Genomic DNA, 26,306 nt, shown 5'->3' on the forward strand with positions numbered 1-26,306 from the left:
GGGGGGGGGGGGGGGGGGGGGGGGGGGGGGGGGGGGGGGGGGGGGGGGGGGGGGGGGGGGGGGGGGGCGGCCGGCCGCCCCCCCCCCCCCCCCCCCCCCCCCCCCCCCCCCCCCCCCCCGGCCGGTGATCAGGCGATCGCCGCCTCGACCTCGGACATGAACCGCTCGGCGGCGTCCTCCACCGAGATCTGGTCGAACAGGATCTGCTCGGTGTAGCGCTGCAGGATCGCCTGCACCTCACCCGCGCCCTGCGGGGGCAGCGCCGGCGGCTCCTGCAGGTCGGGGGTGATCTCCTCGACGAACGCGATGGCGGCCTGGCCCGGCGCGTCCAGGGACGGAGCGATCTGCTCGCGCAGCTCGGTGTTCACCGGCAGCCCGCGGTCGGCCTTGATGATCTCGACCGCCTCCTCGGAGTTGATCAGCCAGTCGAGGAACATCGCGGCCTCCTGCGGGCTCTCGCAGTCGCTGCTGATCGCCCAGAACATGGCCGGCTTGAGGTACATCCCCGTCTCGCCGTCCCCCGCCTCGGTGGGGAACCGCATCAGCTGGAGCTCGCGGCCGGCTCCGGCGGTCAGCGCCGGCAGCTCGTTGGTCCACCAGAACCCGGAGGCCCCGCGGCCGGTGGCGACCAGCGCCTGGTCGACCCCGCCGTTGAAGACCTCGACCGTGGTGGAGGGCGGTGGCTCGGCGCCGGACTCCGACGCCTGCTTCTCGATGTTCCACCACTCGGCCAGCGTCTCGGCGGTGAAGCCGATCTCGCCGTTCTCGTCGAACAGCGCCTCGCCCTGCTCACGCGCGTAGATCTCGAAGTTGGTGTCGCCGCCGTTGAGGCCCATGGCCTGCATGCCGTACACCTGACCGCCCGTCGCCTCCGTGACCTGGGCGGCGGTCTCGACCATCTCCTCCCACGTCCAGGACTCGCCGTCGGGGATCTCCACCCCGGCGGTGGCGTAGGCCTGCGGGTCCACGACCACGGAGAAGGCGTTCACACCGGTGGGGATCGCGTAGGTGGCGTCGTCCACCATGCCGGTCTCGGCGACGTTCTCGTCGAGGTTGCCGGTGTCGATCGTGCCGTCCTCGATGTACGGCGTCAGGTCCAGCAGTGCGTTGCGGTCGGCGTACTCACGCACGTACCGGGTGTCCTGCTGCATGACGCAGGGCGCCTGGCCGCCGGCGGTGTTGGTGGCCAGCCTGTCCCAGTAGTCGGCGAACCCGGTGAAGTCGCCCTCGATGGTGACGCCTTCGTTCTGCGACTCGTAGAGGTCGATCAGCTCCTGCGTGGCGGCGTGCCGGGTGTCGCTCCCCCACCACGACATCCGCATCGTGACCGGCCCGTCCTCGCGGGTGGTGCCGCCGTCAGCGGCCGCGCCGCCGCCGTCGCCACCGCACGCAGCGGTGGTCAGCAGCAGCCCGAGGACGCCGCCGGTCACGCCGAGGCGGGTGGGCCAGGACGCCCGCATCCCGAATCTCTGGATCGTGTGCACGTTCCTTACCTCCTTGTAAGTGCTGTCACGTGTGCTGGGGGGTGTCACTTGAGCCCCGTGGTGGCGATGCCTCGGACGAGATAGCGCTGGCCCGCGAGGAAGAAGCCGAAGACCGGCGCCAGGGCGACGATCGACATGGCGAAGACAGGGCCCCACGGCGTCTGGCTCGTCGCGTCGACGAACGTCCGCAGGGCGACCGGGACCGTGTACATCTCGGGGTCGGTCAGGAAGATCAGCTGGCTGAAGAAGTCGTTCCAGGTCCAGATGAAGGTGAAGATCGCCGTGGTCGCCAGGGCCGGCACCGACAGCGGGATCACGATCCGCCAGAAGATCGCCCAGTGGCCGCAGCCGTCGATCCGCGCGGCCTCGTCCAGCTCGGTCGGGATGCCCCGGATGAACTGCACCATCAGGAAGATGAAGAAGCCGTCGGTGGCCAGCAGCTTCGGCACGATCAACGGCCAGAACGTGTTGATCCAGTCCAGCTCGGAGAAGAGGATGTACTGCGGGACGATCACCACGTGGATCGGCAGCATCATCGTGCCGAGCATGATCGCGAACCAGACCTTCTTGAACCGGAAGTCGAGCCGGGCGAACGCGTAGGCCGCCAGGGAGCAGGCCAGCAGGTTCCCGATGATCGAACCGGCGACGATGATCAGCGAGTTCCAGATGTAGTGGCCGAAGTCCCGGGGCAGCGCCGTCCAGCCCTCGGGGTAGTTCTGCGCGGTGACGCGCTCGGGGATCAGCCCCGTCTGGCTGAAGATGTCCTCGGTGAACTTGAACGAGCTCGAGAGCATCCACAGCAGCGGGTAGAGCATGAGCAGCGCGCCCAGGATGAGGACGGTGTGCGCCAGCCAGCGCGGCCGCTGCTTCTTCCGACGGTCGGGCAGCTTCTCCGTGGCAGCCACAGGGGGGGCCACGGTCAGGTCAGTCGCCATAGAACACCCAGTACTTCGATGCGAGGAAGTTGATCGCGGTCAGCCCACCGACGATGAGCAGGAGGAACCAGGCGAGCGCGGACGCGTAGCCCATGTCGAAGTTCCCGAAGCCGCGCTGGTAGAGGTAGAGCGTGTAGAACAGCGTCGAGTCGGCCGGGCCACCGGTGCCGCCGCTGACGATGAACGCCTGCGTGAAGGTCTGGAACGCGTTGATCGTCTGCAGCACGAGGTTGAAGAAGATGATCGGCGAGAGCAGCGGCAGGGTGACCTGGAAGAACTGCCGGACCTTCCCCGCGCCGTCCAGGGACGCCGCCTCGTAGTACATCGTCGGGATCTGCCGCAGGCCGGCCAGGAAGATGACCATCGGGGCACCGAACGTCCAGACGTTCAGGACGATCAGCGTGCCGAGGGCGTAGTCGGGGTCGGAGACCCAGCCGGGCGGGTTGTCGAACCCGACGAACCGGAGCACCTGGTTGAGCAGGCCGTCGGAGCCGAAGATCTGCCGCCACAGGATGGCGATCGCGACGCTCCCGCCGATCAGCGACGGCAGGTAGTAGATGGACCGGTACAGCGCGAGGCCGCGCAGGCCGCGGTCGAGGATCATCGCCAGGAACAGCGCGAACGCCAGCTGCAGCGGCACCGAGACGACGACGTAGGTGAACGTGACCTTGAGCGACTGGTAGAAGCGCGGGTCGTCGAACATCCGCTCGAAGTTGGCCAGCCCGACCCACTCCGGCGAGCCGATGAGGCTGTAGTCGGTGAAGGACAGGTAGGCCGACGCCAGGATGGGGCCGGCGGTGATGAACAGCAGGCCGGCGAACCACGGTGCGAGGAACAGGTAGGGCACCAGCCGGCCGGACTGCCTGCTGCGCCGCCGCTTTCCGGGCGACGACGCGTTGCGCCCCCCGGGGGGAGCCTCGTCGTGCGGGCGTGCACGCGACGAGACGTCGAGCGTGGACGACACGGGCTCTCACCTCTCTGCAGAGCTCGGCGGACGGGTTCGCCCGGTGGACGGAGTGCAGTGCATCACACTTGGTAAGCGCTTTCTAGAGCCTTCCGCGACGACCTGCTTCCGCCACGAGCCGGCGGCTGCACCCCCCGCGAGGAGCTGTGCGGTGAGTCACAGTGCGGCAAGCGCTTTCTAACGAACCGCCGAAACCATGTCAATGGGTCGATCCGGCGCAGATCACCGCGCGCGCTTCCCGCACCGCGCTGACCTGCGTCTTTGTCTCCACAAGGAGCCGGGGGGCCGCAGCCGTGGGGGCGCGTCGTCGGCAACCCCTTTCCAGCGCAGGTGACCGTCGCTACGCTCGGCAGCGCTGCGGCCCACCGGGCGACCGCACTGGGTGGAACGGGGGAACGGTGTCGGAGACGTCCGGGCCGGCCGGCCGCGTGGTCCTCGTCGGAGCCCACGGCCACGGGCGCTGGCACCTGCAGAACCTCCGTCGCCTGAGCGCCTCCAGCGGGATCCGGCTGGTCGGGATCTGCGACCCCCGGCCGCTCGACGACGAGCTGGCCGAGCTGGCCGGTGACGTGCCGGTGTCCCCGGCCCTGGATGACCTGCTCACCCGCGTGGCCCCCGACGTCACGATCATCTGCACCCCGATCCACACCCACACGGACCTGTCGCTGACCGCGGCCAGGGCCGGCAGCCACGTGCTGCTGGAGAAGCCGCCGGCGCCCACCATGGCGGACTTCGAGCGCCTGGTCGCCGGCATCGAGGCGACCGGCATGGCCTGCCAGGTCGGTTTCCAGAGCCTGGGCTCGGCGGCCATCGGGCGGGTGCGCTCGCTCGTGGCCGAGGGGGCGATCGGCTCGCTCCGGGGCGTGGGCGGCGCCTGCGCCTGGGTCCGGGACGCCTCCTACTACGACCGGGCGCCCTGGGCCGGCCGGCGCACCGTCGACGGGGTCCCGGTGGTGGACGGCGCCCTGACCAACCCGTTCGCCCACGCCGTCGCCACCGCGCTGGCGCTCACCGGGGCGACCGGCCCCGGCTCGCTGGCCGCCATCGAGGTGGAGCTCTACCGGGCGAACCCGATCGAGGCCGACGACACCTCCTGCCTGCGGGTGCGGACCGCCGACGGCGTGACCATCGTCATCGCGGCCACGCTGGCCGCCGAGCGCCCCCGCGACCCCCAACTGGTGGTCCACGGCTCGGCCGGCCGGATCACGCTGTCCTACAAGACCGGCACGGTGCGGCTGCAGGCCGGCGAGGTGGACGAGACGACGACGCACCCGAGCACCGACCTGCTGGAGAACCTGCTGGCGCACATCGCCGACCGCAGCGTTCCGCTCCTCGTGCCGCCGGCGCAGACCCACTCCTTCATGCGCATCGTCGAGGCGGTCCGCTGCGCGCCGGACCCGATCGAGATCCCGGCCCACCACCGGCGGAGCGAGGGCGCGGGCCCGGCCCGCCACCAGGTCGTGCCCGGGATCGACCAACTGGTCGACGACGCCGCCGAGCAGCTGCGGCTGTTCTCCGAGCTCGACGCGCCGTGGGCCCGGCCCGGCACGCGCACCGGTCTGCCGACCGGCGCGGCGGGAGCCTGACGATGGCGCTCAAGGGGGTCCACCAGGGCCACGTCCCGGAGCACCCGGTGCCGGCGGGCAGGACGCTCGCCACGCTTCGGGTCGGCGACGTCGTCGTCGCCACCTACTGCGACGGCGCCGACCTGCCGGCGGTCCTGGCCCCCCGGCCGTTCCTGCACCCGGTGACCACGTTGTCCGGCCGCCCGGTGACCGACGCCCAGCCCGAGGACCACCGGTGGCACCTGGGCGTCTCGGTGACCCTGCAGGACGTCGGGGGGGCCAACATCTGGGGCGGTCGGACGTACCTGGCCGGGGAGGGGTACACGTGGCGGGCCGACCACGGCCGGCAGGTACACACCGGCTGGCGCTCCCGGGACGCCACGGGGTTCACCGAGACCCTCGAGTGGCGCGGGCCCCGCGGCGAGGTCCTGCTCACCGAGGAGCGCACCCTCCGGGCACGCGCGGCCGACCTGCCGGGCGGGTGGACCCTCGACCTCTCCACCCGCCTGTGCAACGCGACGGGTGCGCAGCTGCAGCTGGGCAGCCCGGCCACCCACGGGCGGTCCGGGGCCGGGTACGGCGGGCTGTTCTGGCGGCTGCCCACCGCGCCGGACGCGCGGGTCGCCACCGCGGACGCCGAGGGGGAGGATGCCGTGCACGGCGCGGTGGCGCCCTGGGTGGCGTACTCCGCCGGCGGTCCGGATCCTGTGACGGTGGCGCTGGCCGGGCTCGATGACCAGGCACGGGCAGACCCGTGGTTCGTCCGGGTCGCCGACTACCCGGGCCTGGGCTCGCAACTGGCCGCCGAGCGGCCGGTGCTGCTCGCCCCCGGCGAGGAGACCACCCGGAGCTTCCGCGCCCTGATCGCCGACGGGACGCCCGGGCCCGACGGCATCACCCGCGCGCTGACCGCCGCCGCCGAGGACGGGCCGTGACCACCCCGCCGCAGGAACCCGCCCGCCGCAAGCCGGGTCCGGGCGCCGCCGGGCCCGACGGTGCCCGGCGGGCCGGTCCGGTCCTGCTCGCCGAGGTCGCCGCCCAGGCCGGCGTCTCGCTGGCCACCGCCTCGCGGGTGCTCAGCGGCAGCCGCTCGGTGGGCGAGCCGCACCGCGGACGGGTGCTGGCCGCCGCCCGCGAGCTGCAGTACACGCCGAATGCACAGGCGCAGGCCGTGGCCCGCGGGGCGAGCAACGTCGTCGGGCTGATCATCCACGACGTCCTCGACCCGTACTTCTCCAGCATCGCCCGGGGTGTCATGCGGCACGTCGAGGAGCGGGAGCTGGTCGTCCTGCTGGCCAGCACGCACAGCGACCTCCAGCGCGAGCTGGAGTTCGTGGCCACCATGCGCTCGCACCGCTCGCGCGCGCTGATCATCTGCGGCAGCCGCACCACGGACCGGGCCCACAACGAACGGCTGGCCAAGGAGCTCGACGGCTACACGGCCGCCGGTGGCCGCGCCGCGGTCATCAGCCAGAACCGGCTGGGAACGCACGCGGTCGTGCCGCAGAACCGCGCCGGCGCGCGGAAGCTGGCCCGGGAGCTGTGCCGCCTCGGGCACCGGGAGTTCGCCGTGCTCGCCGGGCCGACGGGCCTGCTGGCGTCCCGCGACCGGGTCGCCGGGTTCCGCGACGGGCTGGCCGACGAGGGGGTTCCCCCCGGGAACATGCAGGTGCTGCACGGGGCCTTCACGCACGAGGGCGGCGAGGAGATGGTCACCCGGCTGGTAGAGGACGGGCTCCGGGCCAGCTGCATCTTCGCCGTCAACGACGTGATGGCGCTCGGTGCGCTCTCGGGTCTGCGGAAAGCGGGTGTCGACGTGCCCGGTGACGTCTCGCTGGCCGGCTTCGACGACATCCCCACCCTGCGCGACGTCGTCCCGGCGCTCACCTCGGTGCGGCTCCCGCTGGAGGAGATGGGGGTCCAGGCCGCCCAGCTCGCTCTCGACGCCGAACCGGACGCCGAGCCGCGCAGCGTGAAGGTCCACGCCGAGGTGGTGCTGCGCGACAGCACCCGCCGGCTGCGCTGAGGCGACGTGTCCCCGGACCCGGCCGCACCGTCGGCCGCCGATCGCGGCGTCAAGCGCGAGCGGGTCCTGCGCCTGCTCCGCGACGCCGGGCGCGAGCGCCTCGTGCTGACCAGCGTCGGTGCGCTGGCCTGGTACCTCGACGGCGCCCGGCCGGCCGTCCGCCTCTCCGCGGAACGCGGCGTCCTCGCGGTCGTCGTGGACGCCGACGGGGACGCCGTGATCGTGCCCGGGAACGAGGTGGACCGGCTCCGCGCCGAGGAGCTGCCCGCGGCGGTCGACGTCCGGGTGACCGACTGGTGGGCCCCGCTGCTGGGGCCCGAGCTCGCGCCGGGCGCACCGGGAGTCCTGCACGAGGACGAGCCGGCGGCCGCCGAGGGGCTCCGGGCGGCCCGGGCGGCGCTGCTGCCGGCCGAGCGGGAGCGGTACCGGGCGCTGGGCCGGGACGCCGCGGAGGCGCTCACCACGGCCGCGTTGCGGCTGCACCCGCGGATGCCCGAGCGGGAGGCGGCCGCGCTGCTCGCCGGCGAGCTCGTCGCCCGGGGCGCCGATCCGGTGGTCGTGCTGGTCGCCGGGGAGGATCGGCTGCCCTTCCGCCACGCGCTGCCCACCGCCGGGCCGCTGGGCCACCGGGTGATGCTCGTCGTCTGCGCCCGGCGCCACGGGCTGATCGCCAACGCCACCCGGTGGGTCCGCCTGGGCGGGCCGGGCCGGGAGGACGCCGGCGCGGCCGCCCGCATCCGGGAGGTCGAGACGGCCTTCCTCGCCGCGACGGTCCCCGGCCGCACGGTGGGCGACGCGCTGGTCGCCGGCATCGCCGCGTATGCCGCCGCCGGGTTCCGCGCCGACGAGTGGACCCGGCACCACCAGGGCGGGCCGACGGGCTACTGGGGGCGCGACCCGGTCGCCACGCCCGGCAGCCGCGTCCCGGTGGTCCTCCACCAGGCGTTCGCCTGGAACCCGTCGGCCCCCGGGGTCAAGGCCGAGGACACGGTGCTGCTGGGCCCCGACGGCCTCGAGGTGCTGACCACCGACGGGGTGTGGCCGCAGACGCCCGATGCGCTCGGGCTGCCGCGCCCCGACGTCCTCGTGCGCTGACCGCCCGGGAGCCCGCGAGGGCGCCGTCCCCCCGGCATGGCCGGGGGGACGGCGCCCTCACCTCGGGACGGCGCTCAGCGGAGCTCGCCGCTGCCGGCCCCGGCCCGCACCAGCCCGGGCACGGCGGACGTCGGGTCGAGGCGCTCGACGAAGGCCGGCGTCCAGCTCACCGTGGTCGGGATGTCCGGGTCGTGGGCGGCGTTGTAGGCCTCGACCAGGCTCACCCGGCCGTTCCCGCCCCCGCGGACGAGGGTGCCGGACTCCGCGAGCCCGGCGTCGGTGAGCCGGTCACCGCGCCAGTCCTCGACGATGTCGGCGCGGTCGATCGCCGGGTGCAGGAGGAAGGCGTTGTTCTCCGCGATGATCTCGGCCTCGACCCCGACCCCCCACGTGTAGCTGTAGTACTCGGGGTTGGTAACGACGTACAGGTTGTTGTAGACGTGCACGTCGCCGTACCGCACCCGCGGTGCCCGCTGGCCGATGTCCTGCCAGAGGTTGTGGTGGAAGGTGACCCGGAGCGTGCCGCGGTCGCTGGTCCGGCTGTTCGAGGAGCCGATCAGGTTGGTCTTGTCGTGGTCGAGGAACTCGTTCCACGAGACGGTGACCAGGTCGGCGCCGTTGGTGATGTCCAGCAGCCCGTCGTGCACCTCGAAGCGTGCGCCGTGGACGGTGGGCAGCGACTCCGGGGGGTTGCGCCCGTCGTCGAAGGTGTTGTGGTCGACCCAGACGTGGGTGGACTCGGCGATCCACAGGTTGTCGTAGTCGGCGTTCCAGGCCCCGGCGTCGCCGTCGGTCGGGTCCCAGGCGGTGAAGCAGTCGTAGGCGTCGGACAGCCGCAGGTTGCGGATGATCACGTTGTCGGAGCCCCGGACCGTGAGCGCCGCCCCGACGATCCCGGCGTCCCGGCCGACGCCCACGATGGTGACGTTCGAGCCGACGTACTGGCGGATCTGGGCGTTCTGCACGGCTGCCGACGCCGCCCGGGCGTCCTCGAGCGGGCCGGCGGGCTCGGTCTCGGTCCCCCACACCTCCGGCGCGTAGGCGTCGATGTAGTCCTGCATGTCGAAGCCCTCGACCTCGTAGGCGGCGCAGTCGACAGCGCCGTCGGGTGTGCGCAGGTTCGCGTCGAGCACCCCGTGCACGTAGACGATGCGCGGGGTCGTGTCGCCGCGTGCGGCGTCGCCCCCGAGCGCCGCGCGGAACTCCTCCCAGGTGTCGACGTGGAAGACGTGGTCGGCGCTCGCGGCCCGGCCCCCCGTCGTGCCGCCCTCGGCCGCGGCCCAGCCGTCCTGCGGGCCGAGCGCCTCCCGGCCCAGATCGCCGCCGCGCGCGGAGGCCGCGCCGGTCGGGAGGAGTGTGACGAGCAGTGCTCCGGCGGCTCCGGCGACCACCGCGCGATGGAACGGACGCATGCGGGACTCCCTCGGGAAATCGCTTTCTGTGGCGTGCGCCACACTAGGTAAAGCGCTTTCCCGGTGTCAACGGTCGTCCGCGCGGCGTGCGTCAGCCCTGCGCGGCACCGGATCGGGACGCCGCCCACTCCGCCACCGCGGCGGCGGTGGTGGCGCGCAGCAGCTCTGCCGCCCGGCGGAGCGCGTCGTCCACGCCCTCCGCCCGGGCCGCCAGGGCGTGCGCCGCCCGGATTCCGGCGGCCCGCAGCAGGTCGGGCGGGGCGCTCACCTGACCCGCGACCGCCACCACGTCCGCCCCGTGCTGCCGGGCCAGGCGGGCGACCCCCAGCGGCGCCTTGCCGGCCAGGCTCTGCTCGTCCAGGTGCCCTTCGCCGATGAGCACCAGGTCTGCCCCGCGGACGACGGCCGGGAGGTCGAGCAGCTCCAGCAGCAGGTCGATGCCCGACGCCGCCCGGGCCCCGAGGAACGCCATCCCGCCGACGCCCAGCCCCCCGGCGGCGCCGGCGCCGGGCCGGGCGGCGAGATCGCCGCCGCGCATCGCCGCCAGCCGGTCCCCGTAGACGGCCAGGGCGGCATCGAGCTCGGCCACGGTCGCCGGGTCGGCCCCCTTCTGCGGTGCGAACACCGCGGCAGCGCCTGCCGGACCGGTGAGCGGGTTGTCCACGTCGCAGGCGAGCACGGCGTCCACCTCGCGCAGGCGGTGGTCGAGCCCGGCGGTGTCCACGGTTCCCAGCTCCGCCAGCGCCGCCCCTCCCGGGGGGAGCTCCCGCCCGGACGCGTCGAGCATCCGGGCGCCGAGGGCGACGGCCATGCCGGCCCCGCCGTCGGTGGTCGCGCTGCCGCCGAGCCCCAGCACGAACCTGCGGTAGCCCAGGTCCAGGCCCGCGGTGATCAGCTGCCCCACGCCGTACGTCGTCGCCGTGCGGGCGGTGGCCGGTCCGGGCTGCGGCACGTGCCGCAGCCCGCACGCCTGCGCCGTCTCGACGTAGACCGTGTCGCCGATGATCGCCAGGTCCGCGTCGACCTCTCCGCCCACCGGGCCGGTGACCCTGCGGCGGACCAGCCGCGCCCCGGCCCGGCGCAGGACGTCGACGGTCCCGTCGCCACCGTCGGCCACCGGGACGGCGACGACCCGGCAGTCCGGTAGCGCGTCCCGACAGCCGGCAGCCATGGCGTCCGCCGCCGCGGCGGCGGTCAGGCTGCCCTTGAACTTGTCGGGGGCGACGACGATCGAGACCTGGGTCACGCACCGAAGGCTAAGGCAACCGCTTTCCCTGCGGTGGGATCCACGAACCGCTTCCCCCATGGATATCTCAGCGCTAAGGTTTCATCCCATGAGTACGCGCCGGGTCCGCATCGGCATCGACACCGGCGGGACGTTCACCGACGTCGTCGCCGTGGACGAGGAGACCGGTCGGACGACCACCACCAAGACCCCTTCCACCCCCGCCGACCCGGCCGAGGGCTTCCTCACCGGTGTCCGCAAGGTCCTCGACCTCATGGGGCTGACCGGCGAGGCGGTCACCGCCGTCAGCCACGGGACGACGGTCGCGACCAACCAGCTGCTCGAGGGCAAGCTCGACCGGCTGGGCTTCATCACCACCGAGGGCTACGAGTCGGTGCTGGAGATCGCCCGTCAGTCGGTGCCCGACGGCTACGGCAACAGCTACTTCTGGGTCAAGCCGCCCCGCATCGTCCCGGCCGATCTGGTGCGCACCGTCCGCGGGCGGCTGGACCACACCGGCGCCGAGGTGCGCCCCTTCGACGAGGACGACGCCCGCGCCGCGGCCCGGTTCTTCCGCGAGGCCGGCATCTCGACGATCGGGGTCTGCTTCCTGCACGCCTACGCGGACGACGCGCACGAGCGCCGCATGCTCGAGGTGCTCCGCGAGGAGCACCCGGACGCCGTGGTGAGCATCAGCTCCCAGGTGCTGCGCGAGTACCGCGAGTACGAGCGGTCGGTGACCACGCTGGTCGACGCCGCCGTCAAGCCCAAGGTGGGCGCCTACGTCACCAACATCCGCACCCGGCTCGACGAGATCGCGCCCGGCGTGCCGTTCTACGTGATGAAGAGCAACGGCGGCGTGCTGTCGGCCGCGGAGGTCGTGCACCAGCCGATCACCACGATGCTCTCCGGCCCCGCCGCCGGCGCGCTCGGTGCCGCGCTGATCGCGGGCACCGCCGGGTTCGACCGGGTGCTCACCTGCGACGGCGGCGGCACCTCCACCGACGTCACCGTGGTCATCGACGGCGAGCCCGCGCTCACCACCGAGGGCTCGGTCGGCGACTACCCCAGCAAGATCCCGATGATCGACGTCGTCACCGTCGGCGCCGGCGGCGGCTCGATCGCCTGGCTCTCGCCCGAGGGCACGCTCAAGGTGGGCCCGAAGTCGGCCGGCGCCGACCCCGGCCCGATCTGCTACCCGAACGGCGGCGACCAGCCGACCGTGACCGACGCGCACGTCGTCCTGGGCCGGATCCCCCCGCACCTGCTGGGCGGGGAGATCCCGCTGTCGGTCGACGCGGCGCGGGCCGGGCTGGAGCAGCTCGGCGCGAAACTGGACCTCTCCCTGGAGCGCACCGCGACCGGGATCCTGGAGATCTCCGCGTGGAACCAGGCCAACGCGCTGCGCCAGGTGACGGTCGCCAAGGGCCTCGACGTCCGCGACTTCACGCTGACCACCTTCGGCGGCTCCGGCTCCCTGCTGGCGTGCCGGCTCATGGACATCCTCAACCTGCCGCGCACGCTGGTGCCGCCGAACCCGGGCAACGTCAGCGCGTTCGGCCTGCTCACCGTCGACGTCCGCAACGACTACGTGCAGACCGTGATCAGCAAGCACGTCGACCTCGACCTGGCCCGGGTGCGCGCGGTCTACGCCGACCTCGAGGCCCAGGCGCAGGAGGCGCTGGACGGCGAGGGCTTCGCCCGCGACGCCCAGCGCATGCAGCGGACGGCGGACCTGCGCTACGTCGGCCAGGCGTTCGAGGTGCGCGTGCCGGTCGCCGAGGGCGAGCTGGACGCGGCGGCCACCGAGCAGGTCGCCGAGGCGTTCCACGCCGCACACCGCCAGCTCTACGGCTACGACTTCGCCGACGACCCGCGCCAGGCCGTGGAGTGGGTCAACCTCCGCGTGAGCGGCATCGGCCCGATCCGCCGGCCCGACCTGGTCGAGCTGGCGCCCGGGAACGGCGGGACGGACCGGGCCGTCACGGGTTCGCGTCCCGTCTTCTTCGACGACTGGGTGGAGACGCCCACGTACAACCGCCCCGACCTCGCCCCCGGTGACGTGGTCAGCGGCCCGGCGATCGTCGAGGAGTTCGGCTCCACCGTCCCGGTGCACCCGGGCTTCACCGCCACCGTGGACAGCTACGGCAACCTGATCCTCACGAAGGAGTCGGACCAGTGACGACGTTCCCCACCGGTCCCCTGAACGCCACGAAGGTCGACGCCGACCCCGTCCTCGTCGAGATCGTCGCCGGCACGCTGGCCGCGATCGAGAAGGAGGTCGAGACCTCCATCGGCCGGACCTCCCGCTCGCCGATGATCCGGGATGCGCACGACTTCCGGGCCGGCATCCACGACCGGAACCTGCGCAAGCTCACCGGCCGCTCGTACTCGGCGCTCGTGCACCCCGTGGTGCGCGACTACCCGATCGAGACGATGAACCCCGGGGACGTCTACTTCCACAACGACGTCTACGCCTCCGAGGGCGGGATCGGCCACCTGCCCGACCTCTGCGTGACGGTGCCCGTGTTCGCGCACGTGGACGGCGCCGAGCGCGTCGTCGCCTTCATCCAGGCGTTCGGCCACCACGACGACATCGGCGGCGCGGTGCCCGGGTCCATGCCGAGCGCGGCGACCAGCGTGTACGAGGAGGGCCTGATGGTCCCCCCGATCAAGCTGTGGGACCGCGGCGTGCCCAACGAGAGCGCGCTGAAGATCATGACCCGCAACTCGCGGATGCCCGACTCGCTCGCCGCCGACCTCGACGCCGAGTGCTCGGCCTGCCTGGCCGGTGCCCGGCGCCTGGGCGAGCTGTTCGACCGGTACGGGGTGCCGGCGGTGGAGGCCTCGTTCGACGCGATCCTCGACAGCTCCACGGAGGTCTACCGGCGGGAGATCCTCAGCCAGATCCCCGACGGCACCTACGTGTGGGAGGACTACGCCGAGCACGACGGCGTCGAGGAGCCGCAGCTGCACCGCCAGCGGATCACGCTGACCATGGACTCCACCAAGGAGACCCCGCTGGTCATCGACTTCACCGGCACCGGCCCGCAGGCCAAGGGCCCGATCAACCACTGCGGTGACTACGCCGACGGCAACTTCCTCAAGAAGTGGCTGGCGCCGATCCTGCGCAATCTGGCCGAGAGCCCCGAGCGCATGGCCCAGCTGGACGTCAACGAGGGCGTCGTCCCGCTGATCGAGATGCGGTTCCCGGAGAAGGGCACGCTGCTCACCCCGATCTTCCCCGCACCCACCAACGCGCGGACGTTCGTGATCCTGCGGCTGCTCGGCGTCCTGGCCGGGGTGCTGGCCAAGGCCACCGGCGGCCGGATGCCGGCCGACCAGGAGACGATCCGCTACACCGGCGTCTACGGCACGGACTTCGACGGGCAGCCGTACTTGATGCGGGAGGTGCTGGGCGGCGGCTCGGGCGGGCGGTACTACGCCGACGGCGAGGACACGATCCACGTCGTCCCGGACTCCCGGAACCTGCCCACCGAGTTCACCGAGGGCCGCTTCCCGCTGCGGGTGGAGCGGCTGGGCCTGGCGATGGACTCGGGTGGCCCGGGCCGCTACCGCGGCGGCTGCGGCTACGAGAAGCACATCCGCGTGCTACGCGATGCGCACTTCATGTCGATCGCCGACCGCTCGATCCTCGCCTGCTGGGGGGTCAAGGGCGGCAAGGGCGGGCGGCCGTTCCAGATCACCGTCGACCCGGGCGGCCCCGACGAGCACGAGGTCGATGCGCTGGCCGACGCCGAGCCGCTCAAGGCCGGCACGGTGGTGCGCATCCGGACCACCGGCGGCGGCGGCTGGGGGGACCCGCTGGACCGCCCGGTCGACGAGGTGCTGCGGGACATCGCCTGGCGCAAGGTGTCGGTCGAGGGCGCGCGGGCGGACTACGGCGTGGTCGTCCTCGAGGACGGCACGGCGGACCCGGCCGCCACCGAGGAGCTGCGCGCGTCGATGCGGGCCGCCCGCACGGGCGAGGAGCCGTTCTTCGACCGCGGCCCGGGCTACGCCACCCTCTCCGGCGGCGCGGCGTTCAACGAGTTCGACCTCCTCTAGAGGCCCAGGCGAAGGAAGCTATGCATGTGGTTCGGCGACCGATTCCGCATGCATAGCTTCCTTTGCCTGCGCGGTCCTCGCCGGTGGGGCAGGCTCCGGGCATGACCGAACCGCGCGAGGACGACGACCAGCCGAACAACCTGCGGCCCGGCCAGTACGACGAGGGCGGCCACGGCGGCATGGCCACCCGCGAGCTCGACGCCGAGAAGGCGGACGAGAACCGGGCCGACTGAGCCCTACCCCGCACCCAGCGCGCCGGCGGTGCGGCTGTCGGCGGGCAGGAAGGCCTCGATGCTGAGCTCGGCGGCGGTGAGGTCGACGGCGGTGCCGAACGTCGTGACGGTGCTCAGGAAGCTGAGCACCTCCGGACCCACCCGGAGGCGCAGCGGGACGGCGATGCCGTCGGGGACGCTGCGGTCGCTGCCTCCGGGCAGCGCGAGAAGCTCCCGGTGCAGCGCGGCCAGCCCCGGGTCACCGCTCAGGTGCGCCTCGCGGCCCAGCCGGTGCAGGACGTGCCGCCGCCACTGCGGCAGGTTCAGGATCCGCGGAGCCAGGCCGTCGGGGTGCAGGCTCAGTCGCAGCACGTTGACCGGCGGCTCCAGCAGGTGCGGGGCAGCGCCCCCGGTGAGCGCGGCGACGGCCCGGTTGGCCGCCACGAGGCACCAGGACCGGTCGACGACGACCGCGGGGAACGGCTCGTACGCGGCCAGCACGAGGTCGATCGCGGCGCGGACCGTGCCCATGTCGGGATCCGCGAGATCCCGACGGCGGTAGGCGGGGGCGAAGCCAGCCGCCGCCAGGAGCTCGTTACGAGCACCGAGCGGGATCTCGAGCTGCTCGGCCAGGTGCAGCACCATGTCGCGGCTGGGCCGGGCGCGGCCGGTCTCGACGAAGCTCAGGTGCCGGGAGGAGACCCCCGCCGCGCCGGCGAGGTCGAGCTGGCTGAGCCGGCGGCGCTGCCGCCACGTGCGCAGCAGCTCACCGACGTGGCGGCCCTGCACGACTCCACCTGTCACGCCGCCGACGCTAGCGACGACGGTGTCCCGTGTCGCTTACCTCCGAGGTAATCGACCTGCGGCCTGCGCGCCGCCACCGTTGCCGGCATGACCACCATGCACCCCGCCCCCTCGCCCCTGGGGGCCGGCGACCTGCTCCGCCCGGCCCTCCGCATCGACGCCGTCGTCACCGCCGCGAACGGCGCGGCGTATCTGCTCGCCGCACCGCTGCTGGACGGCCCCCTGGGCCTGCCCGCCGGCCTCCTCCGCGGCGCCGGCGTGTTCCTGCTCGGCTACGCCGCCGCCGTCTGGCTCGTCGCAGCACGCCGCCGCCCCAGCACCGCGGCCGTGGAGGCCGTCGTCGGCGGCAACCTGCTGTGGGCCGCCCTCAGCGTCGTCGCCGTCGTCGCCGGGTGGTGGTCCCCGACCACCCTCGGCGCCGTCTGGCTCGTCCTGCAGGCCGCGGTCGTCGCCGGGTTCGCGGCGCTGCAACTGCTCGGCCTGCGCCGACGCTGACCCCGTGGGGCCGGGCCCCGAGGGCCAGGAGGCGCCGATCGGCACCGGCCAGGAGAGGGACCCGCGCAGCACCCCCGCCAGCCTGCTGACGGGGGCACTGCGCGGAGCCGGTCAGGTCAGCGGCTCGGTGCTCCCGGACTCCGGCTTGGCCTGGTCGCCGGTCTGCCCCTCGTCGCCCTCCGTGGAGGTGTCCTGCTCGACGCCCTCCGGCGTGACCGGGGTCTCCTCGAGCACGTTCTCCCGGGCGTCGTCCCGGTCGGTCCCTGGTACTTCGGTCATCTCGACCTCCTCTCGGCGTACCCGGCCCCTACCCGGGCCCGGCGCCTCCGACGCGGGATACGCCAGCGGCGAACGCCGGCGTGCCCGGCCGCACCGGCGCGGGTCAGGGGCGGCGCCACCAGCGGCGACGGGGCGGTGGCGCGGGCTCCACAGGGGCGGGCGCGGGCGGCGGCCGGTCGCGCTCCCAGGACGCCACGAGCGCGTCGACGTCGGCCAGGCCCGGCACCGGCGACCAGCGGCTCTCCTGCGGCCGGCGCCAGAATGCCTCCACCCGGGCGTTGTAGTCCTCCGCGAGCGCCCGCACGTCCGCCGCCGTCGTCAGCCGCGCGGCCCGGGCGGGCAGCTGGTCGCGCTCCCGCCGCAACGCCAGCCCGGGCGGCAGCATGGCCGCCGTCTCGACGCCTTCGCGCCGGGCCTTGGCCACCGCCCAGTCGTAGGCCGTCTGCTCCCGGTCGAGGCCGGCGATCGGCTTGCCGGCACCGCCCAGGCGGTCGAAGTCCCCGCGCTCGCGCGCCTGGGCGATCTGGGTCTCCACCCAGGTCTCGAACGAGACCCCCGGGGGCTTCCGCTCGGTCATCACCGTCCATGGTCCACGCATCTGCCAGGCTCGCCACCATGCGGACGACGAGCAGCCGAGAGGTGTACCGCAACCCGTGGATCCGGGTGCGGGAGGACAGCGTGGAGCGGGCCGACGGCTCCACCGGCGTCTACGGCGTGGTGGAGAAGCCCGATTTCGCGCTGGTGCTGCCCGCCGAGCGGGACGGCTTCTGGCTCGTGGAGCAGTTCCGCCACCCCGTCGGCCGCCGCGCCTGGGAGTTCCCGCAGGGCACCTGGTCCCACGGCGCGCAGGGCACGGCCGACGAGCTGGCCCGGGCCGAGCTCGCCGAGGAGACCGGCCTGCGGGCCGGGTCCCTGACCCACCTGGGCCGCCTCGACCTGGCGCCGGGCCTGTCCACCCAGCGGTTCGACGTCTGGCTGGCCACCGACCTCACGGTCGGCGCCACCGCTCGGGAGGTGACCGAGGCGGACATGATCTGCGCGTTCGTGCCCGAGGACGAGCTGCGCGCCATGATCCTGGACGGCCGGTTCACCGACGGCCCCTCGCTGGCGGCCTACGCCCTCCTGGGGCTGGGACGGGGCGGCCCGCTGACCTGACGACGAGCAGGGGATGGGCCGGCGCAGCCCACCGACCCCGCAGCGTGGCGACCGGCCCTCGAACGGGTGTGACCTGCCGCTGCCGGCGTGCGCGGCGCCCGGCCGGCCAGCAGGCTGTCCGGGTGCCCCTGTCCGCCCCGGGTCTGCCCGCGCTGCCGCCCGAGCTCGCCGGGCCGGTCGCCGTGGAGCTGGCCAAGCCGGTGCGCGACATCCCGCCCCCCACGGCGCTGACCGGCGGCTGCCGGTACGAGCCCAAGTGGGACGGCTACCGGCTGGTGATCGTGCGCGACCACGGCTCGACCCGGCTGTGGTCCAAGCAGGGGCGCGAGCTCACCGACCGGTTCCCCGACGTGGCGGCCGCCGCCCTCGCCCAGGTGCCCGCCGGCACGGTGGTCGACGGCGAGGTCGTCATCTGGCACGGCGACCGGCTGGACTTCGGGCTGCTGCAGCGGCGCCTGGTGACCTCGGCCGGCCGCATCGCCGCGCAGGTGGCGACCGCACCGGCCTCCTACGTCGCGTTCGACCTGCTCGCCGCCGGCGGGGAGGACCTCCGCGGCCGGACGTTCACCAAGCGCCGGGGCGCCCTCGAGCAGCTGGCCGGCGGCTGGGCCCCGCCGCTGCAGCTCTCGCCGGTGACCGCCGACCCCGTCGAGGCGCGGCAGTGGTCCGACGACTTCCGCCCGGCCGGCGTCGAGGGGCTGGTGGTGAAGGGAGCGGCGACCCGTTACGCGCCGGGACGCCGGGAGTGGCTGAAGGTCAAGAGCTGGGAGACCACCGAGGTGCTCGCCGGCGGCGTCATCGGCTCCCTCGAGCGCCCCGGTCAGCTGGTGGCCGGCCGCTACCGCGACGGTGAACTGGTCGTCGTCGGCCGCAGCAGCCCGCTCACACCGGCGCAGTCGGCCGAGCTGGCCGGCGTCCTGCGCCCGGCCGGCACCGACCACCCGTGGCCCGAGCGCATCGGCACCGGGCGGTTCGGCGGCGGCCGTCTCGCCGTGCCGCTGACCCGCGTGCAACCGACCACCGTCGTCGAGGTGAGCGCCGACGCGGCCCTCCAGGCCGGGGTGTTCCGCCACCCGCTGCGCTTCGTCCGGGTGCGACCCGACCTACGCCCCGAGGACCTCCCCCTGCTGCCCTGACGCCGGCACCTCCCCCGGTGGGATGAGGTGATCAAAGGAGCGCGTCGTCGCTGCCGATGGGTTCGCGTGATCGGTTCCGACGCCCCGACCGCCCGTGCCGCATGGCTGCACACGGCGGTGCTCGTGCTGGGCATCGGCCTCGTCGTGGCGCTCGTCCCGGTCGGCCCGTGGCGTCCGGCCGCCGAGATCGCGCTCTACGCCCTCGGGACCGCCGGGGTGCTGACCGCGCTGCGACGGCACCGGACCGCGCTCGTCGTCGCCTGGTCCGGCCTGGCGGCCGGACTCGTCTTCTTCGCGCTGAGCTGCGTGGCGGACGTCGCCGCGCAGGCCGGCCTCGCACCGGGGGTCAGCGCACCGCTGGAATCCGCGCTCGACGTCGCCGCGTACGCGGCACTCGTCGTCGGGGCGGTGGGGGTGGTCCGCGGCGGCCGGCGGCGACGGGACCGGGCCTCCTGGACCGACACCCTCACCCTCCTGCTGGCGGCCGGTCTCATCCTCCTCGCGGTGCAGGGCGACCCGCACTGGCAGGGGGAGAACCTGGTCGAGGTCAGCGTCGGGACCCCCGTGCTCACCGCCGTCCTGCTCGTCGTCTGCGTGCCGCTGGCCCTCACCCGGGGCCGGACGGTCACCACGACGGCGCTGTTCGCCGCCGCCGCGCTGGCCGTGGCGGCATACGGCGGCGCCATCCTCACCGGCTCCGCGCTGCGGGGGTCGGGGGTGCTGGACCCGCTGTCGCTGCTCCCCGTTGCCGCGCTCTGCCTGGCCGGCCGGCACCCCTCGGTCACCGCGCTGGGGCCCGGCCCCGCCACCGACGGGGACACCACCTTCGGCCGGGTCGTCACCGTGGGCGCCGCCCTGCTGGTCAGCCCCGCCGTCCTGATCCTGTGGACCGCGGACCACGGTGAGGTCGGCTACGTCCTGGGCGGCGGGAGCGCGCTGTTGACCGGGCTCGCCCTCTGGCGGCTGCTCGCGCTCAGCCGGGAGCGGGAACGCACCCGGCTCGCGCTGACCGCGAGCGAGGCCCGGCTGCAGCTCCTGCTGGAGAGCGCGGCCGACGTCATCGCCATCGTCGACGCCGCGGGGTCGGTCACCTACATGAGCCCGGCCGTCCAGTCGCTGCTCGGTCGTCCCCCGGCGTACTACGTCGGGCGCGACGCCGTCTCGCTGGCCGACCCCCGCGACCAGCCGCGCCTCCGGGCCGCCGTCGCCGCGGCCGGCCGCTCGTCAGGCGGGGACTCCGGCGTCGTGGACACCGACATCCGGGTGCAGCACAGCTCGGGTGGGACCCGGTGGGTCGAGATGCGGATCAGCGGTCGCGTGGACGCCGTCGGCATCGAGGGCTGGGTCGTGAACTTCCGGGAGGTCACCGACCGGAAGCTCTTCGAGGACGAGCTGCGCCGTCAGGCCCGCACCGATCCGCTGACCGGGCTGCTCAACCGCACCGCCTTCAACGAACGGCTGGCCCAGGCCACCACCGCCGCCGCCCCGGGCGCCGCCCCGGCGGTGCTCTTCGTCGACGTCGACGACTTCAAGAGCGTGAACGACACCCTGGGGCACGCGGCCGGGGACGACCTCCTGCTGGCCGTCGCCGCCCGGCTGTCCGCCGACGTGCGGGGGGACGACGTGGTGGCGCGGCTGGGCGGCGACGAGTTCGCCCTCCTGCTCGACGACGCCGACGGCGACCGCCTGCGCGAGGTCGCCGACCGCCTGCTCGCGGCGCTCCGGGCCCCCGTGGAGGTCGGCGACCGCACGATCACCGTGACCGCCAGCATCGGCGGCGCGCTGGGCGTGGCCGGCTGCACGGCCGAGGAGCTGCTGCACCGGGCGGACACCGCGATGTACGTCGCGAAGCGGTCGGGCAAGGACTCGCGCGCCCTGCTGGCGGCGACGGACGCCGTGCTCGGCTGAACCCGCTCCACGGGTCAGGGCTGCTGCGGCAGCCGGCCCAGGCCCACGAGCAGGCGGCGCAGCAGCGCCGCGAGCTGCTCCCGGTCCCCCGACGGCAGGGCCTCCAGCAGGCGCCGCTCGGTCTCCAGGTGGTCGGGCAGGGCCGCGTCCAGGGCCGCCCGGCCGGCGTCGGTGAGCGTGACCACGACGGCCCGCCCGTCGGCCTCGCTGCGCTCACGGGTGATCAGGCCGCGCTCCTCCAGCCGGTCCAGCCGCTGGGTGATCGCCCCGGAGGTGACCAGCGCCGTGCGCATCAGGGCGGTGGGAGTGAGCTGGTAGGGCGCTCCCGCCCGCCGGAGCGCCGCCAGGACGTCGAAGGACGGCGCGTCGAGACCGTGCCGGGCGAAGGTGTCCCGCTGCGCGAGGTGGACCTCCCGCTGCAGCTGCGTGATGCGCCCGATGATCCCCATCGGAGAGCAGTCCAGATCCGGGCGTTCCCGAGCCCACTGCTCGAGGATCAGGTCGACGGCGTCCTCCACGTCGCTCACCGTAACGGCCCCGACCGCGCAGCCAGGCCGCCGCGCATCAGCGCAGCCGGCTGCTGAGCCGGACCGAGAAGCCGGACGGACCGGGGAGCAGGTCCACGTGGTCCCACAGCTTGCGCGCCAGCCACAGCCCCATCCCGCCGTTGGCGAGGTCGACCCCGTGCGCGGGGCGGAACCCGGCCCAGGGCAGGTCGAAGCCGGCGCCCTGGTCGGTGATCGTGCACACCAGGCCCTCGCCGTCGGCCCACACGTACGCGGAGACCGGTCGGGACCCGTGCCGGAAGGCGTTGGAGGCGATCTCGCTGGCGGCCAGGTGCAGGTCCGCGGCCTGGTCCCGGTCGGGCACCCGGGCCGTGATCACCGTGCGGAGCTCCTGGCGGAGGTAGGCCAGCGACGGCGCGTCCTCGACCGCGAGCGCCGGCGCACCGGCCTCCATCGGCTCCCGGGGGAGCGGCAGCCGGCGCACGTAGTCGGCGGGTTCCTCGAACGCCCCGCTCCGCTCCACCCGGCCGCCGGTGAGCAGCTCGGGGTGCGTGGCGGCCGCGCCGGCCAGCACCTCGGCCGGGAGCTCGCGGCGGTCGAACAGGCACAGCGCCGAGACCGGCCGTGCGGCCAGCAGGATGTTGACGGCGGCCTCGTAGCGCAGGCCTTCCCGCCAGTTCCGCGGCGTGGGGCCGAACTGCACCTGACCGACGACGCGCAGCCGGCCCGAGCCGGTCTCCCTCGCCCGTCGCATCAGTTCCCAGGTGGCGGCGACGGCATCGGGCACGGAGGTGTCGAGCAGGGACACCCGGGGGTCCGCTGCCAGGGCGCCGGCGCGCTCCCCCAGCCCCCCGCCGATCAGCGCCGCCGTCTGCGGCGGGCAGCAGAGGACGACCAGGTCGTCGTCGCGCAGGCCCTCGTCCAGGTAGGGCAGGACGGCCGCGAGCAGCTCCGCGTCCGAGCCGACCAGCGCGGCGGTGTGGGTGCGCACCTGCTGCGCGGGCGCAGGGTGGCAGGCGACCGGGCCGGCCACCGCGGCGTCCCCGTCCCTCACCTGAGCCATGCAGCCCCCTGCGCCCTCGGGCCGGAGCCTTCCGGCCGGCTGGTTGAGCATTCTGCGACATCCTGGGCCACGCGACACCGGCAGCGCGCGGCGGGGTGGGTCCCGTTCACCCCTTGGGGCGGCCCGGGGGCGGACGCACCGGTGGCGGCGGGGTGTCCACCCCACCGCCACCGGCCGGCGTCAGGTCACTGCTGGAAGGCTCCGGCGACCTTCCGCAGCTCGCCGGACATGCGCACGAGGTCGCCGGCCGCCGCCTGCATGGCGACCACCCCGGCGGAGGTCTCCTGCGCACCCTGGGCGACCTCGGCGACGGTCCCGGCGATCGACCGGCCGCTCTCCGCGGCGTCCCCGATCGCCCGGCTCATCTCGTTCGTGGTGGCGGTCTGCTCCTCGACGGCCGAGGCGATCGTCGTCTGGTAGTCGTTGATCTCCGCGATGATCGTGGTGACGTCGCCGATGGCCCGGACGGCGCTGCCGGTGTCGGTCTGGATGGCCTCGACCCGCTTGGCGATGTCCTCGGTCGCCTTCGCCGTCTCCTGCGCCAGCTCCTTCACCTCGTTCGCCACCACGGCGAAGCCCTTGCCGGCCTCACCCGCGCGGGCCGCCTCGATCGTGGCGTTCAGCGCCAGCAGGTTGGTCTGCTCCGCGATGCTCGTGATCACCTTCACCACGTTGCCGATCTCCGCCGAGGACTCCCCCAGCTTGCCGATCGTCGCCGAGGTCGACTCCGCCGCGGAGACGGCGCTGCCGGCGATCCGGGCGGCCTCGGCGGCGTTGTGCGCGATCTCCCGGATCGAGGCACCCATCTCCTCCGCTCCCGCGGCGACCGCCTCGATCCCGCTGCTCACCTCGCGGGTCGCGCTGGTGACGCTCTGGGCCTGGCCCTGCGAGCGGTCGGCCGTACCCGCGATCGACTCGCTGGTGGACGACAGCGTGCGGGCGGCCTCCTCGAGCAGCTGCGAAGCCTGGCCGACCTCGGTCACGACGCCGGAGACCCGTCCCAGCGTGGTGTTCACCGCGCCGGCGAGCTGGTCCAGCTCGGTCCGGCCGGCACCCTCGTCGAGCCGGCGCTTGAGGTCACCGGTGCAGAGCACCTCGGTCATGGTGCGCAGCGGCCGGCTGATGCTGCGGGAGATGACCAGCGACAGCCCCACGATGAGCAGGATGAGCGGCGCCGCCCAGAGCGCGACCGTGACCAGCTCCTCCCGGAAGGCGCCGTCGAGGTCGGCGACGTAGATGCCCGAGCCGACCACCCAGCCCCACGGCTCGTACCCGGTCACGAAGGAGATCTTGGGCTGCGGCTCCTCCTCGCCGGGCTTGGGCCACAGGTAGTCGACGAAGCCGCTGCCCTCGGCCTCGACCACCTCCACGAACTCGACGAAGAGCTTCTTGCCGTCGGGGTCCTCGTTGGCCGAGAGGTCCTGCCCGTCGAGCTCGGGCTTGATCGGGTGCATGACCATGCGCGGGGTCATGTCGTTGATCCAGAAGTACTCCTCGCCGGAGTACCGGAGCCCGCGGATCGCGGCGGTCGCCGCCGCCTGCGCCTCCGCCCGGGTCAGCTCGCCGGCCACCTCCTGCTCGCCGTAGTGGGTGATGACGCCCAGTGCGGCCTCGACGGCCACGCGGGCCTGGGTGCGCTGCTCCTCCTCGATCGTCGAGCGCACCTGCAGCGCCCCGATCACGGCGATGGTCGCCATCCCGATGACCGCCACGAGCACCAGCGTCATCAGACGGGTGCTCACCTTCACACCGCGCAGTCGCCCGGTCATGGATGCTCCTTCGGTCGGATCCCTCGCCCCCGTACTCGGGATCCGCGGCCCGGGGTCAACCCGAGCGGGTGGATCGACACCAATCGGTGACCTGGCTCACCACCCGCCCCTGCCGCCTCAGCGGCGGGTGGAGACGGTGACCGTGAACCTGGGGTCCTGACCGGCCACCCGCGTCGGCCCCACCACCCGGTTCAGCGCCGGCCGGTACCGCAGCGCCGAGTTGTAGACGGTCCAGAGCTCACCGCCGGGGCGCAGCACCCGGGCCGCCGCCACGAACAGCCGGTCGGCGGCCGTCGTGACGACCGCCGCGCCGACGTGGAACGGCGGGTTGCAGACCACGAGGTCGACGCTGCGGTCGGGCACGGTCGCGGCGGCGTCGTCCCGGCGCACCTCCACGCGGTCGGCCACCCCGTTGGCGGCGGCGGTCGCCGCGGCCGAGGCGACGGCCGCGGCGGACTGGTCCACGGCCAGCACCCGCAGCCCCGGTCGGCTCCGGGCGAGCAGCGTGGCGAGGACGCCGGTACCGCAGCCGAGGTCCACGGCCGTCCGGGCGTCGGGGGCCATCTCCGGCAGCGACCGGAGCAGCGCCCGGGTCCCGACGTCGATCCTCGTGCCGGCGAACGCGGCGCCGTGGGCGCAGACCGTCAGGTCGAGGTCGGGGTGCTCCTGGCGGCGGGGGAAGGACGACCGTCCCGGCCGCGGTCCGCGGGCCACCAGCACCCTGGACTTCTGCCGGGCCAGCGTCGCCGACACCTCGCCGAACGACGCACCGAGGACGTCGTTCATCGCGTGCGTCATGTGCTTCACCCGGCCGCCCACCAGGACCGTGACGTCCGGCGCCGCGGAGGCGGCGACCACCTCGGCGATCTCGCGCAGCGCGTCCAGCGCCTTGGGCGCCTTGACGAGCACCAGCCGGGCCCCGGCGGCCAGCTCCGGGCCCAGCGGCAGCACGCGGTACCGCCCGGCCAGGCCCACCCGCTCGGCATTGGCGGCCAGCGCCCGCTCCCCCACCAGCAGGTCCTGCCCGACCCGCACCCCGGCGAGGCCGTGCCGGGCGGCCAGCCCCAGGGCGAGCGCGCCGTAGGAGTCGTCGACGACCGCGACCTCGCCGGCCGCGCAGCCGGGGACCGGCTCGGCCGCCAGGTCCAGCAGCAGCCGGTCGGTCGCGTCGACGGCGACCAGGTCGGGGGCCTCGACGTCCGGTTCGCGCCGCAGCGCGGCGAGCACCTCGTCGGCGGTGGGTTCCACGGCGGGCTCAGGAACGGGGCGTGGCGGCGACGAGGTCCACCACCACCCGGGCGAGCTCGGGGCCGACGTCCTCCTGCAGGAAGTGCCCGCCGCCGGCCAGCCTGGTGTGCGGCATGCCCTGGGCACCGGGCACCAGCTTCTGGAACACCCGCTCGCCCCCGCCGGTGATCGGGTCGCCGTCGGAGAACGCCGTGAGGAACGGCTTCTCCCAGCGCGAGAGCACCTCCCAGGCCGCCCGGTTCGCCGCGGCCGCCGGGTCGTCCGGCGAGGTCGGCACCAGGGCGGGGAACTGCCGGGCCCCGGCGGTGTACCGGTCGTCCGGGAACGGGGCGTCGTAGGCGGCGACCACCTCGGGTGCGAGCCCGCCGACGGTGCCGTTGCCGACGATCCGGCCGATCTGGAACTCCGGGCTCTCCTGGGAGAACCGCTGCCAGGCCAGGAACGCCTCGCTCATCTTCTGGTCGCCGGTGGGCAGGCCGGTGTTGGCCACCACGACCCGGGCGAACCGGTCGGGGTTCTCGGCGACCAGCCGCAGCCCGATCAGCCCGCCCCAGTCCTGGCCGACGAGGGTCACGTCGCGCAGCCCCAGCTCGTCGAGCAGCGCCTGCCGCATCCACTCCACGTGCCGGGCGTAGGTGTACGCCGCGCGGTCGACCGGTTTGTCCGAGCGGCCGAAACCGACCAGGTCGGGCGCCACGACGCGCAGGCCGGCGTCGACGAGGACCGGGATCATCCGGCGGTAGAGGAAGGACCAGGACGGCTCCCCGTGGAGGAGCAGCACCGTCTCGCCGTCGGCCGGGCCCTCGTCGACGTAGGCCACCCGCAGCCGGCCGCCCCCGCCGTCGTCCACCTCGACGTAGCGGGGCTCGTACGGGAAGTCGGGCAGACCGGTGAACCGCTCGTCGGGCGTCCGCAGGATCTCCATGCCTCAGTCTTACCGGCTCGGGACGCAGCCGG

General features: G+C 74.2%; 24 protein-coding genes. 11 read left to right on the plus strand and 13 right to left on the minus strand.

All coding sequences use genetic code 11. From position 1 onward, the window contains the following. Positions 1-128: 128 nt before the first annotated feature. Genes ACI79K_RS18430 through ACI79K_RS18440 form a run of 3 tightly spaced genes read right to left on the minus strand, consistent with a single transcriptional unit; the run spans position 129 to position 3,383 of the window. Complete coding sequence (locus ACI79K_RS18430) at positions 129-1,484, minus strand: ABC transporter substrate-binding protein (protein WP_456589788.1); 1,356 nt, start codon at positions 1,482-1,484, stop codon at positions 129-131. A 44-nt stretch (positions 1,485-1,528) separates the two neighbouring features. Next, positions 1,529-2,389, minus strand: coding sequence for a carbohydrate ABC transporter permease (locus ACI79K_RS18435; protein WP_456589789.1), 861 nt, complete (start codon positions 2,387-2,389; stop codon positions 1,529-1,531). Positions 2,390-2,408: 19 nt separating this feature from the next. Continuing rightward, on the minus strand, positions 2,409-3,383 hold the full coding sequence (locus tag ACI79K_RS18440; RefSeq protein ID WP_456589790.1) for a carbohydrate ABC transporter permease: 975 nt from the start codon (positions 3,381-3,383) through the stop codon (positions 2,409-2,411). 398 nt (positions 3,384-3,781) lie between these two features. Here ACI79K_RS18440 and ACI79K_RS18445 point away from each other — a divergent pair, with 398 nt between their 5' ends. From ACI79K_RS18445 to ACI79K_RS18460, 4 genes are read left to right on the plus strand one after another with little or no spacing between them, the layout of a single operon-like run. After that, complete coding sequence (locus ACI79K_RS18445) at positions 3,782-4,969, plus strand: Gfo/Idh/MocA family protein (protein WP_456589791.1); 1,188 nt, start codon at positions 3,782-3,784, stop codon at positions 4,967-4,969. A gap of 2 nt (positions 4,970-4,971) precedes the next feature. Continuing rightward, entirely contained in the window at positions 4,972-5,883 is a 912-nt protein-coding gene (locus tag ACI79K_RS18450; RefSeq protein ID WP_456589792.1) for a DUF6807 domain-containing protein, read from the plus strand. Next, the gene (locus tag ACI79K_RS18455) at positions 5,880-6,974 is read left to right on the plus strand and encodes a LacI family DNA-binding transcriptional regulator (RefSeq protein ID WP_456589793.1); all 1,095 of its coding nucleotides are present in this window, start codon (positions 5,880-5,882) and stop codon (positions 6,972-6,974) included. The genes ACI79K_RS18450 and ACI79K_RS18455 overlap by 4 nt, the downstream gene beginning before the upstream one ends. Positions 6,975-6,980: 6 nt before the next feature. After that, positions 6,981-8,069 carry a M24 family metallopeptidase gene (locus ACI79K_RS18460; RefSeq protein WP_456600437.1) on the plus strand — a complete coding sequence of 363 codons (1,089 nt, stop codon included), beginning with the start codon at positions 6,981-6,983 and terminating at the stop codon, positions 8,067-8,069. Between the two features lie 74 nt (positions 8,070-8,143). Here the strand turns inward: ACI79K_RS18460 and ACI79K_RS18465 are convergent, their stop codons facing one another. Further along, a complete protein-coding gene (locus tag ACI79K_RS18465; protein WP_456589795.1) occupies positions 8,144-9,481 on the minus strand; it encodes a pectate lyase family protein in 1,338 nt (445 codons plus the stop codon). 91 nt (positions 9,482-9,572) lie between these two features. After that, positions 9,573-10,727: a glycerate kinase gene (locus ACI79K_RS18470; protein WP_456589796.1), complete on the minus strand. Its 1,155-nt coding sequence runs from the start codon at positions 10,725-10,727 to the stop codon at positions 9,573-9,575. An 88-nt stretch (positions 10,728-10,815) separates the two neighbouring features. Between ACI79K_RS18470 and ACI79K_RS18475 the strand changes: the two genes are divergently transcribed. The 3 genes from ACI79K_RS18475 (at position 10,816) to ACI79K_RS18485 (ending at position 15,007) form a co-directional block, all read left to right on the plus strand. Continuing rightward, positions 10,816-12,888, plus strand: coding sequence for a hydantoinase/oxoprolinase family protein (locus tag ACI79K_RS18475; protein ID WP_456589797.1), 2,073 nt, complete (start codon positions 10,816-10,818; stop codon positions 12,886-12,888). Next, complete coding sequence (locus ACI79K_RS18480) at positions 12,885-14,774, plus strand: hydantoinase B/oxoprolinase family protein (RefSeq protein WP_456600438.1); 1,890 nt, start codon at positions 12,885-12,887, stop codon at positions 14,772-14,774. Before ACI79K_RS18475 ends, ACI79K_RS18480 begins: the two co-directional genes overlap by 4 nt. Positions 14,775-14,875: 101 nt before the next feature. Further along, a complete protein-coding gene (locus tag ACI79K_RS18485) occupies positions 14,876-15,007 on the plus strand; it encodes a hypothetical protein (RefSeq protein ID WP_456589799.1) in 132 nt (43 codons plus the stop codon). A 3-nt stretch (positions 15,008-15,010) separates the two neighbouring features. On the opposite strand, the gene ACI79K_RS18490 is transcribed toward ACI79K_RS18485, so the two are convergent. Beyond that, complete coding sequence (locus ACI79K_RS18490; protein ID WP_456589800.1) at positions 15,011-15,790, minus strand: helix-turn-helix domain-containing protein; 780 nt, start codon at positions 15,788-15,790, stop codon at positions 15,011-15,013. 87 nt (positions 15,791-15,877) lie between these two features. Between ACI79K_RS18490 and ACI79K_RS18495 the strand changes: the two genes are divergently transcribed. Then, positions 15,878-16,285, plus strand: a complete 408-nt coding sequence (locus tag ACI79K_RS18495) for a hypothetical protein (RefSeq protein WP_456589801.1) — start codon at positions 15,878-15,880, stop codon at positions 16,283-16,285. A gap of 111 nt (positions 16,286-16,396) precedes the next feature. On the opposite strand, the gene ACI79K_RS18500 is transcribed toward ACI79K_RS18495, so the two are convergent. Then, entirely contained in the window at positions 16,397-16,564 is a 168-nt protein-coding gene (locus ACI79K_RS18500; protein ID WP_456589802.1) for a hypothetical protein, read from the minus strand. Between the two features lie 103 nt (positions 16,565-16,667). Continuing rightward, positions 16,668-17,141 carry a DnaJ family domain-containing protein gene (locus tag ACI79K_RS18505; protein WP_456600439.1) on the minus strand — a complete coding sequence of 158 codons (474 nt, stop codon included), beginning with the start codon at positions 17,139-17,141 and terminating at the stop codon, positions 16,668-16,670. 38 nt (positions 17,142-17,179) lie between these two features. Here ACI79K_RS18505 and ACI79K_RS18510 point away from each other — a divergent pair, with 38 nt between their 5' ends. The 3 genes from ACI79K_RS18510 to ACI79K_RS18520 all read left to right on the plus strand — a co-directional run bounded on the left by ACI79K_RS18510 (position 17,180) and on the right by ACI79K_RS18520 (position 20,763). Beyond that, positions 17,180-17,719 carry an NUDIX domain-containing protein gene (locus ACI79K_RS18510; RefSeq protein WP_456589804.1) on the plus strand — a complete coding sequence of 180 codons (540 nt, stop codon included), beginning with the start codon at positions 17,180-17,182 and terminating at the stop codon, positions 17,717-17,719. Between the two features lie 122 nt (positions 17,720-17,841). Then, positions 17,842-18,855 (plus strand): ATP-dependent DNA ligase, encoded by a 1,014-nt coding sequence (locus ACI79K_RS18515; protein WP_456600440.1) that lies wholly within the window; start codon positions 17,842-17,844, stop codon positions 18,853-18,855. A gap of 66 nt (positions 18,856-18,921) precedes the next feature. Beyond that, positions 18,922-20,763 carry a diguanylate cyclase domain-containing protein gene (locus ACI79K_RS18520; protein ID WP_456600441.1) on the plus strand — a complete coding sequence of 614 codons (1,842 nt, stop codon included), beginning with the start codon at positions 18,922-18,924 and terminating at the stop codon, positions 20,761-20,763. Between the two features lie 14 nt (positions 20,764-20,777). On the opposite strand, the gene ACI79K_RS18525 is transcribed toward ACI79K_RS18520, so the two are convergent. From ACI79K_RS18525 to ACI79K_RS18545, 5 genes are all read right to left on the minus strand, one after another. Continuing rightward, positions 20,778-21,281, minus strand: coding sequence for a MarR family winged helix-turn-helix transcriptional regulator (locus tag ACI79K_RS18525; RefSeq protein WP_456589807.1), 504 nt, complete (start codon positions 21,279-21,281; stop codon positions 20,778-20,780). A gap of 46 nt (positions 21,282-21,327) precedes the next feature. Next, entirely contained in the window at positions 21,328-22,332 is a 1,005-nt protein-coding gene (locus ACI79K_RS18530; protein WP_456600442.1) for an anti-sigma factor RsbA family regulatory protein, read from the minus strand. Between the two features lie 185 nt (positions 22,333-22,517). Then, positions 22,518-24,101 carry a methyl-accepting chemotaxis protein gene (locus ACI79K_RS18535; protein ID WP_456589809.1) on the minus strand — a complete coding sequence of 528 codons (1,584 nt, stop codon included), beginning with the start codon at positions 24,099-24,101 and terminating at the stop codon, positions 22,518-22,520. A 117-nt stretch (positions 24,102-24,218) separates the two neighbouring features. After that, positions 24,219-25,349, minus strand: a complete 1,131-nt coding sequence (locus tag ACI79K_RS18540) for a methyltransferase (protein ID WP_456600443.1) — start codon at positions 25,347-25,349, stop codon at positions 24,219-24,221. A 7-nt stretch (positions 25,350-25,356) separates the two neighbouring features. Beyond that, positions 25,357-26,274 carry a haloalkane dehalogenase gene (locus ACI79K_RS18545; protein WP_456589811.1) on the minus strand — a complete coding sequence of 306 codons (918 nt, stop codon included), beginning with the start codon at positions 26,272-26,274 and terminating at the stop codon, positions 25,357-25,359. Positions 26,275-26,306: the final 32 nt, after the last annotated feature.

The organism is Blastococcus sp. SYSU DS0616, from assembly GCF_054051015.1.